At 53.6% G+C, this 13,621-nt stretch carries 7 protein-coding genes; 5 read left to right on the top strand and 2 right to left on the bottom strand.

Annotation, left to right across the window (positions count from 1 at the left end):
- The 3 genes from J7M22_10125 to J7M22_10115 form a co-directional block, all read left to right on the top strand.
- On the top strand, nt 1–1,631 hold a 1,631-nt coding region (locus J7M22_10125; GenBank protein ID MCD6506966.1), incomplete at its 5' end, for a S8 family serine peptidase.
- 29 nt (nt 1,632–1,660) lie between these two features.
- Nucleotides 1,661–2,659: a hypothetical protein gene (locus tag J7M22_10120; protein ID MCD6506965.1), complete on the top strand. Its 999-nt coding sequence runs from the start codon at nt 1,661–1,663 to the stop codon at nt 2,657–2,659.
- 34 nt (nt 2,660–2,693) lie between these two features.
- Nucleotides 2,694–3,632, top strand: coding sequence for a hypothetical protein (locus J7M22_10115; protein ID MCD6506964.1), 939 nt, complete (start codon nt 2,694–2,696; stop codon nt 3,630–3,632).
- A 7-nt stretch (nt 3,633–3,639) separates the two neighbouring features.
- Here the strand turns inward: J7M22_10115 and J7M22_10110 are convergent, their stop codons facing one another.
- A complete protein-coding gene (locus J7M22_10110; GenBank protein MCD6506963.1) occupies nt 3,640–5,727 on the bottom strand; it encodes a hypothetical protein in 2,088 nt (695 codons plus the stop codon).
- 225 nt (nt 5,728–5,952) lie between these two features.
- Entirely contained in the window at nt 5,953–7,041 is a 1,089-nt protein-coding gene (locus J7M22_10105) for a Gfo/Idh/MocA family oxidoreductase (GenBank protein MCD6506962.1), read from the bottom strand.
- 254 nt (nt 7,042–7,295) lie between these two features.
- Here J7M22_10105 and J7M22_10100 point away from each other — a divergent pair, with 254 nt between their 5' ends.
- Together J7M22_10100 and J7M22_10095 are read left to right on the top strand one after the other, a co-directional pair.
- Complete coding sequence (locus J7M22_10100) at nt 7,296–11,669, top strand: AAA family ATPase (protein ID MCD6506961.1); 4,374 nt, start codon at nt 7,296–7,298, stop codon at nt 11,667–11,669.
- A 67-nt stretch (nt 11,670–11,736) separates the two neighbouring features.
- Nucleotides 11,737–13,518, top strand: coding sequence for an SWIM zinc finger domain-containing protein (locus J7M22_10095; protein MCD6506960.1), 1,782 nt, complete (start codon nt 11,737–11,739; stop codon nt 13,516–13,518).
- The last annotated feature ends 103 nt before the right edge of the window (nt 13,519–13,621 follow it).

Raw genomic sequence — 13,621 nt, 5'->3', positions numbered from 1 at the left:
ATGGTTATACGGGAGATGGCACATGGGATGTAGCCGTTGTAGACTCTGGAGTGAGCCTTTACCATCCAGCTCTTAGCGCACACAGAGAGTCAGGAGACCCGTATATTTCTACGATGAGTAACCGACCGGATCAGAACCACCCCGATGACGATTATGGACATGGGACCGCTGTGGCAGGGATCATTGCCAGCACCGATGCCACCTATAAAGGGATTGCCTACGGAATTGATAAGATCATCATCTGCAAAGTTATGACAGGTGGGTATAACCCTGTGGAGACAGAAGTATGGGAAGCTGTTGACTGGGCGCTCGATGCTTCAAAACCTCCTTATTCATATGCGCATGAAACGGCTGAGATCATTAATTTCTCAGCGGGATTCGACACCGTTGACAAGTATCACGGATACTCTGATAGTGCCAAGTTCTTTGACGCAGTTGTGGATGACCTGCACGTCATGGTTGTAACCTCAGCTGGGAATTATGGAGATAATATTGAAAAGGGTAATATCACATCGCCAGGGGATATGTTCAACGGTCTAACGGTTGCTAATATGGACAATCGAAATACTCCACAACGGAGTGACGATGTTGCAGCAGATAGCAGCAGTGTGGGTCCGGCGGGTGGTCGGAAAAAACCTGATGTGATTGCTCCGGGAACGTATATAACAACGACCCGACGGGATTGGTTTCAAGGATTCCCCAAATTCGGAACAGGGACAAACGGTAACGGAGGCTATATCACGTTTTCAGGCACAAGCTTCGCTGCTCCCCACGTCACAGGCGCTATTGCGTTGCTTTACGATTACCTATCTACCTGGCCCAAGACACTGAAGGCAGTTCTCATCAATACAGCTGATGATTGGGGAGAACAAGGCTGGGACGGTAAGCATGGTTGGGGATATATTAACCTTCAGGCAGCTTTGACCCACTGGTTTTACGACGAAGTGGGGTTAAATCCAGCTGGTTCGAACTTTGACCGATACTATTGGTCCTGTTCTATAGACCCTGGCGAAAAGATCACTGCTGTTTGGAATCGCGAGGTGGATTATAACTATCCTGAACCACCTACCGTTCATGATTTGGATAACATTGACTTGTTCCTCTACGATTACACAGGAGGTGTCAAAGGAAGTCTACTTGCTTCATCTACTTCTACTGTAGACAATGTGGAGCAAGTGGTGTATAATGGGACCACCTCAAAACAGGTGCTTGTTGAGGTTCGAAACATGACGCCCAATTCTGATGCGTATGTTTCCGTCGCATTTCCCAGTCCTTTTTCTCGAAAAGGATATGGTCCCTACGCTCCTCCTCGTCCGGTCAGCCATCAAAACGAGCCTATTAGGAATGAACTAGGGCAGAACTTCCCTAACCCCTTCAACGCTGAAACCTGGATCCCCTATGCGATTGAAAAAGAGGCGGTTGTGTCGGTGCAAATCTTCGATACAAATGGTAGGCTGGTGCGGAAGCTCGATATTGGGAAGAAACCTGCCGGATGTTATTTTTCCAAAGAGCGAGCAATTCACTGGGATGGGCGCAATGAGCTTGGAGAAAGAGTGCCAAGTGGGGTTTATTTCTACTACTTAACCGCTGGAGAATTCGCTGCTACCCGAAAAATGGTAGTATTGGAATAAGGGGATGCCTCTTTATGGGAGAAAGAGCTATGAGGGGGAAGGGCTATACCTCATGTGTTACGGTGGCCAAGCTAAGCATGGTCACCACCCTTTTGCTTTCTCTTCTAACTGGCTGTGGCGAAAATGAGGAATCAAATGAGCTTCCGGAGCTCCTCTGGCAACCCACAGCTCCTACCGGGACCACCTTTATCCAGGTGATCCTGGCCACACCTGATGACAGACTATACATCGGCACATCGGGTGATGGGATCTTACGATCAGACAACGGGGGAAACTCATGGGTCAGATCAGGTTTGGAGGGATATATGATCAGATCGCTGGTCCGTTCCGGCAGTATGCTCTTTGCCGGAACCGGTGTCAAACGCACCAGCGAATATGGAAGGCTTATTTACAGGGAAGGAGGCCTCTTCCGATCGGACGATGGAGGTTTACACTGGACTCTTCTCGGATTTGAGAAAAACGAGGTTCTGGTATTCGTTTTCGGGACGACCATTTACGCTATTGTCAGCGGTCCTTCCATTTCAGGTATCTTTCGATCTGATGACAATGGTGACACATGGCATCAAATTCCGGGAATTTCAGCTCCTGCTCGCATGGGGCTACATCCGATGGCGGAGGTGAACGGAGCGTTGTTTCTCGTAAATTGGGATGGGCTCTTCCGCTCCACCGATCAAGGAAAGACTTGGCAAGCATTGGAGTTCGATAGATGGGCTTGGGAGGTTTGTAGTGGTAACTCCGAGATTTTCGTGGTGAGATATGTGGGGGGTAAGCAGAAGATGATCTACCGCTCGACGGATCTTGGGGAGACATGGACGCCTATTGGATACTTAGAGCTTCCAAGCTCATTTCTTGTTCTGGATACGACCCTCTATGTCGGCGTTAGAGGAGTGGTGCGTTGGAGTGAGGATGGGGGATGGGAACTGGTAGGGTTGGAGGATTACGATATCTCATCGCTTTCAGTTTCCGACAACTACCTCTATGCTGCCACGTGGAGCGGAGAGGTGTTCAAGACAAAATTACCACGGTGAGCTTAATCGTCAATTCGCTCGATCAGCTCGTGATATGATGGTTAAGCTAAGTGTGATTATCATCCTTTTGTTTTCTCTTCTAACCGGATGCGGCGAAAATGAGGAATCAAATGAGCTTCCCTGGCAACCCATAGCTCCTACAGGCGCGTTGTCTATCAAAGTAATCCTTGCAACGCCTGATGATAGAGTGTATATCGGCACATACAGTGGGATCTTACAATCGGACAACGGAGGAAACTCATGGGTTCGATCAGGTCTGGAGGGATATAAAATTACGTCATTGGCATACTCTGAAACGGCGCTCTTTGCAGGAGCAGATGTCAATTATATTGATGAACATGGGAGTCTTATCCCTACTAAAGGTGGATTGTTCCGATCGGACAATGGTGGGATTCGCTGGATTCCTCTCGGATTTGAAAGAAACTCTGTGGGACCGCTGCTTGTAGTCGGGAGGACCATCTTTGCGGGCACCGATAAAGGCCTATTCCGCTCAGATGACAGCGGTAACACGTGGCGCCGGATTCCTGAGATTTCCTTTATTGTGTCGATGGCAGCAACGAAAGGTATACTCTTTGTCATAGACAAAGGGGGACGTAGATTTTCCCGGTCTGCTGATCTTGGCAACACCTGGCAGATCATAGATTTTCCCAACTGGCCTCAGGATGTTGTAGCTGGTGACTCTGATCTCTTCGTTGTAAGACATTTCGGCGTTGAACAGAAGATGATCTACCGCTCGACGGATCTGGGGGGGACGTGGACGCATATCGGAAATCTGGATCTTCCACAATCGCCTCTCGTTCTGGATTCAGCCTTTTACGCTGGGGTTAGAGGTGTGATGCGTTGGACGCTAAAAAGGGGATGGGAACTGGTAGGGTTAGAGGATTACGATATTTCATCGCTTTCAGCTTCCGACAACTACCTCTATGCCGCCACGTGGAGCGGAGAAGTGTTCCGAGCGAGACTGTCCCGGTGAGTCTTCCTCACTCGATCAGCCCATGATACCTCCCCATCCAATACGGCAGAAGGAAGAAGGCGCCGTCATTCTCACTCCTTCCTCCCGTTCCTCCCCGCAGCTTATACGGGTTGCCGTCCCAGTTGACCACATCCCTCTCTCCGGGAGGTACGGGCACGCTCGATTCACCCGGTCGGACCGGATGGGGCGGCAGATCCCATCTGAAGCTGTTGTCCACGCTCCACCTGACCATATCAAGCGGTATCTCCCTAAGCGTCCTCACCGCCTCCTCCACGTCACACGGCCTGCCGGTGAAGATCCCGTAGATGAAGTTCCAAAGCGGAGATCTGTCACCTCTCACGAACCACCAGGTTCTTTCCAGGCTCAAAAGGTAAAGCCTCCTCAGCTCGGGATCATCTTCGTAGAGCAGAAGCGGGTAATAGGAGAGGAAGGCGAGCTGATTGTCATGATATACCCTGTAGGCCGGATCGGCGATCAGCTGTTCGATCAGGTTCAACGCATAATGCTCCTCGAGGGCAAGGTCTCTGTAGATCTCATCATATCTTTCATCGCCTGTGATGTGATATGCCGTCTTTAGATGTGAGAGGATCTCGAGCGAGTTGAGCCCGCGTCCGTACTTCCAGTATTCGTCCCGGTTCAACAGATCAGGGCTCCACACGCCCCACTGTGTCCTCTCCCCGTCCACGTCTCTGAGCACGAAGCCGTTTTCGATGATGTGATCGGTTATCCGGGCGATCTTCTCGCGGATCAGCTCTTTATCCTCCTCGTCCGCCGCCAGGTCCCAGCAGACGGAATATCCGAAGAAGTGGCCGACGATCTCATCCGAGCTCGTATCGCCCTTCCACTCCCACCGTCCATCCTCGCTCAGGTGCCATTCTCCACCGGATTTACGGGATCGGGACTCGTCTACCCTCCTTGCCGCCCTCGCTACGAAGCCAGGGATAGGGGTGATCTCCTCCAGGAAAGCCAATGCCCTGAGGGATCTCTTGAGATACCGGCGGGCCTCCTCATCTCCCGTCACGGCCCACCTGAAGGACTCCGCTGCAAGGTACACCCCCGTCCACAGGCCGTCGTTATCGCTGGCCTCATGGATGAAGTTCTCGAAGTCGGCGGGCTTCGGAAACTCACAGTGGGAGACCCATCCATCCCGATCATGCCTGGCCGCCCTGATCATCTCGATGTGGTCGGCTTTCTCCTCCAGGGTCATCATCCGGGTGTGAAGATGGGCCAGCCCACCTTCGGTCGCGACCCAGGCCCCACCTTCTCCGTCCGAGGTCATCGCTTGAACTCCGTCCCCGGGCAGCCAGCGTCGTCCACAGTATAGCCGCCACGTTCCCTCATGCAGTTTAACCACGCCTCTGTCAGTTCCGAACCAGACCTCTCCCCTTTCTCCGAAGGCTATGCACCGTGTGTCTCCGTAAGGTATCCTGACGTTAAGCCAGAAGGGGAACCATCCGTCCCTGCCGTTGAAAAGGGTCGGAGCCTCCCTGGTGGCTATCCAAAGCAGCCCGGAACCGTCGATCTGGATATCGCGGACGTGGTTCTGTGGTAGGCCGCTGCCGGCGTACGTATACCACCGCCACTCTCCACCGCTCAGGCAGCCCAGTCCTCTATCGGTTCCGACCCATATCTCGCCCGTTTTGGGGTGTACCTTCAGGACAGTGCCTGTCTTAAACGGCGGAAGCTCGGCCATGATCTCAAGCCGACCTCCGTTCAGAAGCGCCACATGGCGCGGAAGCAGACATATCAGATCATCGCCGCGGCGATCCAGATCCAGGATCGGTTCCTCCGATTCGACCTCGCGCTCAAAGCTCAGCTCACCTTTCTCTGTCAGGTAAACGCGCCATATCCCGTCATCCGATGCCAGAAGTACCGACCCTCCCCAGGGGAGAGCGCTGTTGACCGGTGAAGGGGTTTCCGACGAGATTGAGATCCGCCGCTCGTCGGGTGCAAAAACGGAGAGACGCTCCTTGGCGATGATCCAGAGCTTATCGCCGATCCGGAGGAGTCTTTTGACCTCCGATCCGGCTATCCTTTCATCCTCGATCTTATCGGTCATATCTTGAGGGTAAGGCACATCTTTGTAGTAGGTCATCTCTCACCTCCCATCAACGCTATCCCACCGTTTGAAGACCGCTTCCAGCGATCCTTCATCGAACTTCTCGCCGAAGACGACGTTCGGATCGCTTTCGATTCCCTTATCTCCGGCCTCCTCCGACACCGAGTCGAGTTATACCAAACTTCGGTGTCTCAAGTCAACCCGCTAGGGCGAGACCCATATGGAGGGCGATCCGGTGGATCGCCCCTTCGGTTAAGGCTTTTAGATCGTGGGGATTCTCGCCATGACCTCCTTCCCTCTCTTAGCTGAACGGGCTATACCATCCATTATAACGTTGGTGAGCAGGACTTTTTCAGGATCTATCGGGGAGGGGCCACCTTTGAGGACGGCATCACGGAACGCCCTGATCTGTGCCTGCCAGACGTCCACGGGCTTCAGCCCGCGGATCCTGACGTTCACCATGTTACCTCTGACCTCTTCGACCTCCAGTGAGCCGCCCTCTGCCTTGACGAGCTGCTCCAACCCTTTGGGAACTTCATCGGCGTACACCTCCATACCGTCCATCGAGAGCCCCGCCTTCTTGCCGAGGAAGAAATTCGATCCGAGGGAGTTGGCATGCACCGCCCACGATATCTTGAAGACCATGATGGAGCCGTCCTCGAATCTCACCCATGCCGCGCCGAACTCCTCGACATCCATATCCTTGAGACCGGGGATCTGTCGAGCTATATAGTCGCAGGTGAAGGCCGAGATCGTCGCGGGTTTAGGGAAACCCAGGGCGAACAGAGTATTGAACATGTTGTACACGCCTATATCGACGACAGCGCCAAACCCTGCTGTCTTCTTGTAGATGAAGGTTCCGCCGGGGATCCCTCTACGGCGGCATCCGACCGATTCACAGTAGTAGACATCGCCGAGTATACCCTCGGAGATGATCTTCTGCGCCATAACCACATTGGGTCGGAACCTGCTGTGGATGGCAATATGAAGTATCTTGCCCGACTCTTTGGCCGCTCGGACCATGGCAGTGGCATCCCTGAGGGTGGCGGCCATAGGTTTTTCACAGAGCACATGTTTCCCGGCCTTTAGGGCAGCAACGGTCGGAGCTCTATGCGCCTGGTTGAACGTGCAGACGCTAACGGCATCCAGCTCTTCCATCTGAACCATTTTCCTGAAGTTGGTGAAGACGTTCTTCTTCGGTATACCCCACTTTTCGGCGAACTGGACGACCTTTTCCTTTACTATGTCACATGCCGCTACCAGTTCGATACCCTCTATCGTCTGGTATACCTTGGCGTGATGGTTGCCTATGCCGCCGGTACCCACAATGCCGACCCTGACCGTGTCCATGCGTTTCCTCCTTTCTCGGGAAAATTCGCCGTTAATATATCATCAGGTGGATCATAAATCAACCCGTTTCGCTCAAATTCCCTTTGAGTGTAGCAGTATCACCGATAGGAGACAGGAGGCAGGAAACAGGAGACAGGAATATAGTTTTCCCCACGATAATATGAGCGTAAAAATTTGAATTGAATAAGCCGGGCGATCTGTGATACAATAACGGATGATCGGATTGAAAAACGCTCTCTACGCGGGGGAGTCATATGAGATGCCCAAACTGTTCCTATGAAAACCCCGAGGCGGCACTGTTCTGCATGAGGTGCGGGACAAGGCTTCAGAAGGTATGCCCCGAATGCGGCACACAACTTCCCCCTGATGCTCTGTTCTGTATGCGATGCGGAACCAAACTCTCTGACCACCCCACAGCCGAGCCGGCGATACCCAAACTGGAGGACATCAAAGATAAACTCTACATCCCCGCCCCACTTGCGGAACGGATGCGAGCTGCCGCTGAGGAGATACAGGGCGAAAACAGACTCGTCACAGCCCTCTTCGCCGATATCTCAGGGTTCACAGAGCTTTCAAACCGATATCCCCCCGAACGGATCGTGGAGGTGGTCAACGACTGCTTCAAGGTGATAGTGGATACGATCCTGCGATATGAGGGCAGCATCAACCGATTCATCGGTGATAATGTGCTCGCCTTCTTCGGAGCACCTATCACGCACGAAAACGATCCCGAACGGGCGATCCTGGCTGCGCTGGAGATGAGGGATAAAGTGAAGGATCTGTCCCTGCAGATCTCCATAGGCATAAACAGCGGAGTGATGTATTTCGGCCCCATAGGCACCACGGAGCACCTTGAGATAAGCGCCTACGGCCCGCAGATCAACCTCGCCAAGCGTCTGGAGGAGGCGGCAGAGCCGGGACAGATACTGGTTGGCCCCGGCACCTACAGGTTTACCAAGAGGGCTTTCGTCTTCAACCGGATCCCCGATCTGCATCTCAAAGGCCTAAGCGAGCCCGTCACGGCATATGAGGCGGTCAGGATCAGGGAACATCCGGAGAAGCTCCGCGGTATAGAGGGATTGCGATCCAGGATGATAGGCAGGGAGAGGGAGTTTTCGGAGCTGGCCGAAGTTGCGAGGGAATGGCTATCGGGACAGGGACGGATGGTAAGCATCATAGGAGAGGCAGGGATAGGGAAGTCGAGGTTGGTGATGGAGTTGAAGAAGTACCTGTATGATAGACAGGGTGACAAGGAGACAAGGGGACAGGGAGAAGATAAGATATCAAGTCCCCTTGTCCCCCGGTCCCCTTGTCTCCCCCTCATATTGGAGGGTCGCTGCATCTCCATCGGTCAGCCCATAAGCTACTGGCCCTTCATAGATATGTTCCGCACCCTCTTCGAGCTTACGGAGGATGATACCGAGGCCGATGTTGCTCGAAAGGTGCGGGAGAGGATCGGCGAGCTTTTTCCCCGCCAAGCGGAGGAGATCCTGCCGTTCGTCGGACACCTTATGAGCATCCGGTTCGGCGACGAGTTGGATAGGAAGCTGGAGCACTTCAGCGCCGAACAGATACGGCATCAGACGATGATGAGATTGCGGGATATCTTCGTGGCATTGGCCCGCGAGAGGCCGCTGATGTTGATTTTGGAGGATCTGCACTGGAGCGATGACCTGTCGCTGGATCTGCTCTCGCTGCTGATGGATGAGCTGGTGACGCATCCCATCCTTCTCGTGTGTGTCTACCGCCCTGAGCGCGATCACCGGTGCTGGCAGCTGAGCTCCCTTGCACAACGAAAATGTTTTGAGAGGTACACCGAGATACACCTTCAGAGGCTCACGCAGCGTCAAAGCCGGGAGCTTGTGAGGAACCTGTTGGCGATAGACAATCTCCCGGAGAACGTCAGGGAGATGATCCTGGGCAAGTCGGAGGGCAACCCGTTCTTCATCGAGGAGGTTATCCGGTCGCTGATAGACAGGGGATTGATCTATCGGGAAGGGGATAGATGGAAGGCTCGGGATGAGATATCGGAGATAGACGTTCCGGACACGATCCAGAGCGTGATCATGGCGAGGATAGATCGTTTGGAGGCTGAGACGAAGTATGTGCTGCAGTGTGCTTCGGTGATAGGGAGGCTGTTCCGATATAGGCTATTAGGGCACTTGGTCAGACATGAGAGGGAGTTGGACAGATATCTGGAGGAGCTTGAGGAGAAGGAGCTGGTGTATGAGGAGAGGAGCGTTCCGGAGCTGGAGTATGCCTTCAAGCATGCCCTCACTCAGGAGGCGACGTATCAGAGCATACTGGAACAGCGTAGGAAGGAGTTTCATCGTCAGGTTGCGGAGGGGATAGAGCGTTTGTATAGGGATCGGATGGAGGAGTTCTACGAGGAGCTGGCGCATCACTGGGAGCGAAGTGGGAACAAGGAGAAGACGCTGGAGTATCTGGTCAAATCGGGAGCGAAGGCTGCCAGGAACTACGCCGGGGAGGTGGCGATAGATTACTACACGAGGGCGATCCAATTGGCGGAGGAGTTGGGTGTCACGGGAGAGGAGCTGGCGGAGATCTACGAGGCAAGGAGTCAGCTATACGCCGATGTGATGTATTACGAGGAGAGCATCTCCGATGCGTTGAAGGCTATTGAACTGCAGAGTCAAAGATCAAAGCGAGCTAGGCTGTATCAGCATATAGCCACAATCTATGCGTGGTTCATCGGGGATAATGATAGGGCCGTTTATTATGCCCGTAAGGCCGTTGAGGAGATCGACCCGATGGACAAATCACGTGAGACCGCAATCAGCTATGAGGGAGCTGCGATCGTTCTTATAAATCAGATCGGCCTGACGGAGGGAGAACGATATCTGAGGAGGGCCATAGAGATCTCAGAGGAGATGGGATATAAAGACCTGCTGGCCTCATATTATGCTATGCTGAGCTATTTGATTCAAACAGAGCGTCAGCAGGCCAGGGAAAAAGCATTGCGCTATCTTCCACATCTGAAAGAGTGGAGCCTGAAAAGTTACTCCGTCGCATGTATTGCTTTGGGAGGGATTATCGATGATGAAGAGCTGTGCAAGGAGGGGTTAGAGGCGGGTTTAAAGTCGGGGGTTACCTGGTCAACCGTTATCAGTGCGCAGTGTGTGGGGGCAATTTCCCTAGGGAAGGGGGAGATAAGTCGAGCGATCAAAACATGTGAGCAAGGATGGCAATTGGGAGTCCGACGCAGATTCCTCTATGGAGATTTCCTGATCTTGATTGCTGGGGATCTTATAAGACTTTACGCTTCCCGAGGCGAGAGGTCAAAGCTGATCGAGATGATGCTCCAGATGATAGATTCCACAAAGGCGCTTTACGCGAAGCCCGAGGTTCACCCGACCGTGCAGAAGAGGTGGAACGACACGGTATGGGAGATCTACAGAGAGTTTCTTTCCTCTGCTCCGGAGGTTTTTGAGGAGTTCAAGGGCGTTCTCAGAACACATCTTGGGGAGGCTGAAAATCCCGGTGAGAGGTTCTTCTATAACGGTCAGCTCCTGCTTCTCTCACTGCTCGAGGGGAAGCCGGATGAGGCGAAGTCGCATGTCGGGGAGATGACCTCCCTGCGATCGCAGGCGGGAAGTTTCGCAGAGAGGATCCCCCTTAGGATACGCTATGCCATCGATCTGGTGGTGACGCCTCCGGATCAACATCCTGAGCTTATCGCCCGATGGGTGAGGTCGGCCGAGCAGTTTGAGGAGTTACAGGAAATTTCGGATGTTATAAAGGGGATGTCGCCTACCTGTGAGATCGCAGATGTGATCGACTGGACTCATGTGGATAGACTAGCCTTGAAGCGCTTTGAAAGGAGTGAAAGGGCGAGGTGGAATAACTGGATATCAATCCAGCGCTTATATGAGGCTTACGGCGGCCGGGATCGAATTCCTTCCCTGGCGCGGAAGGTGTGGAAGTCGGTGCCGGAGAAGTTGAGAGAGGATAGAATCACCCATCTGCTTTTGGAGCCTGTAGAAATGGGAAGCACCGGTGAGCCTTCTTTCCAGGAAGACTTCAGCGATGATCCGACATCCAGGGGATGGGAGTGGATAGATCCCAGGGGTGATTGTACCTTTACGTTAGATCCCACCTTCGGCATGGAGATAGGAGTTCCACCGAGACATAATCTGTGGCCCGACAATCTCAAAGCGCCTCGGCTGCTCCGAGCCGTCTCAGGTGATTTCATCGTTGAGACGAAGGTCTCGGATGGATCAAAAGGAAGGAAACTTGGCGGGCTGCTAGCCTGGAAAGACGAGGACAACTTCACCCGGTTCTATGTAGCTGGGAGCAGTGATTGGTATACCGGCTGTGTATGTTACGGTTGCAACGTCAATGGTAGGTTCATTCATCCCGGTATACATCCGTTAGATGCAGATCCTGTCTGGTTTCGTCTTGAGCGGAGGGGAGATCGGTTCACCGGATACGTCAGCTTAGATGGGGAAACTTGGTATCGTTGCGGCTGGGCGGATATACCAATGGAGGATCCGATCAAGGTGGGCATCCTCGCGCTATGCCCCGAATCGCCGACGACATCGACGAGGTTTGAGTATTTCAAGGTGTATCAAGGAGAAAGGAGACAGGAGGCGGGAGACGGGACTTGAAAGATCGACAAAGAGGCAAGTTATTGGTGGTTAACGCTTTATTGCCGTAAAAAATGGAGGTGTCATCGTGGGAAATTGGCCTGAGTTCACCGAGGGGATCATCCGCGGACGAGCGAGCTCCCGATCCTTCGAGCGAGGTTACAACTATTACGAATCGGGAGCGGTGTTGAGGGTTGTCAGGAGCGGGAATCGAATATTGGCCGAGGTTATGGGCAGCCAACCCGACCCCTATCGAGTGACCATCCAACTGGGCGAGCACGGCATCGAATTCGCCGATTGCACCTGTCCTTATGACTGGGGAGGCGATTGCAAGCACATCGTCGCCGTATTGCTTACCTGCCTTTACTCCCCTGAGGAGATCGAGGAGATGCCACCTGTTGAGGAGATGCTCTCGGATCTGGATCGAGATCAGCTTGAGAGGATCATCGTAAACCTGATAGAACGTCGGCCGGAGCTGGCGGAGGTTGTCCAAAGCGAAATCGCCTTATTGCAGATGAAACCTGCCAAGTCATCCGAGCCGGCTCGACCGGATATAGATACCTATCAGCTACGCCGTCAGGTCCGAGGGGCGCTTCACAGCTTGGATCATATGCGCTGCTCGGAGGCATACTGGCATGTGGGCGAAGTGGTGGATGAGATCCGCAGGTTGCTTGAAAGGGCATGGGATTTCATCAGAGCGGGAGAAGGTCGTAACGCCCTGATCGTTCTGGAAGCGATCACCGATGAATACATTCAGGGTTGGACATGGCTGGATGACTCCGACGGCGAGGCAAGCAGCCTGTTCGAGGATCTGGATCAGGCATGGACCGAGGCGATCCTGAGCGCCGATCTAACTCAAGAAGAACGCCTGTCGTGGGCCGAACGGTTGGCCGAATGGGGATCGGAGGTGGAGGATTACGGGGTGGACTACCACTTCGTCATGGCCCACACTGCCGCCGTTCAGGGCTGGGATTATCCCCCTCTCCGGCGAGTGCTGGAAGGTGAGATCACAAGGCTCGGCGCGTGGGAGGGGGAGGCGCCGTGGTATGCGGATGATCTAGCCGAGGCCAGGCTGAACGTGCTGGAACGACAGGGGCGTTTCCAGGAATACCTCTATCTCGCCGAGGCGGAGGGACAATATGAGCGATATGTAACGATGCTCGTTCGATTGGGGCGCTACCAGGAGGCAGCTGAGTATGGACTGAACTATCTGAGCAAGACGGATGAAGCGCTGGCGCTGGCAAAAGCTCTGGCGGAGAAGGGAGAGATGGAGTTGGCGCTGAAGGTTGCAGAGCACGGATTGGAACTGGAGGGTTATAAGGATGAGCTTGCACGATGGATCCGGGATACGGCTTCCAGGATCGGTCGTGACGATCTGGCGCTGGAGGCCGCCATGAGAGTTGTTCGTGAACGGCCTACGCTGGAGGATTACCTTGCCGCTCAGAAACTCGCCGGGGAGCGGTGGCCTGAGCTGCGTGAGGAGTTGCTGGAACATCTACGTCGGGCCCGATCATCCTTCCCTGATGAGCGAGTGGACATCTTTCTGCACGAGGGATTAGTGGACGATGCGATCGCCTCTCTCGGCAAATATGCGGAATATGCGGAATATGGCATGATTGAGCGGGTGCTCGATGCGGCCATCCCCGTCCGTCCCGACTGGGTTATACGTGTCTGCCGTCAGCAGGCTGAGAGCATCATGGACGCCGGAAAATCTCAATATTACCATCATGCCGTCAATTGGCTACGGAAAGCCAAAGCCGCCTATCTCTCCTCAGGCAGAAAAGGCGAGTGGGAGAGCTATCTGGAGGAGCTTTTAACCAAGCATTTTCGTAAATACAAACTCGTACCTATGCTGAAGGAATTGAGATGAGGGAATATAACGCATATAAGGTCAGGAGGTATGGATATGAACGGAGCTCAGCTTCTGGTTAAGAGATTGAAGGAGATGGGGGTGGAACATGTCTTCACCCTCT

This window comes from Candidatus Poribacteria bacterium, from assembly GCA_021162805.1.
Taxonomy (GTDB): domain Bacteria; phylum Poribacteria; class WGA-4E; order B28-G17; family B28-G17; genus JAGGXZ01.
The sequence above is the reverse complement of the archived record's forward strand: the minus strand, read 5'-3'. Positions and strand labels throughout refer to the sequence as shown.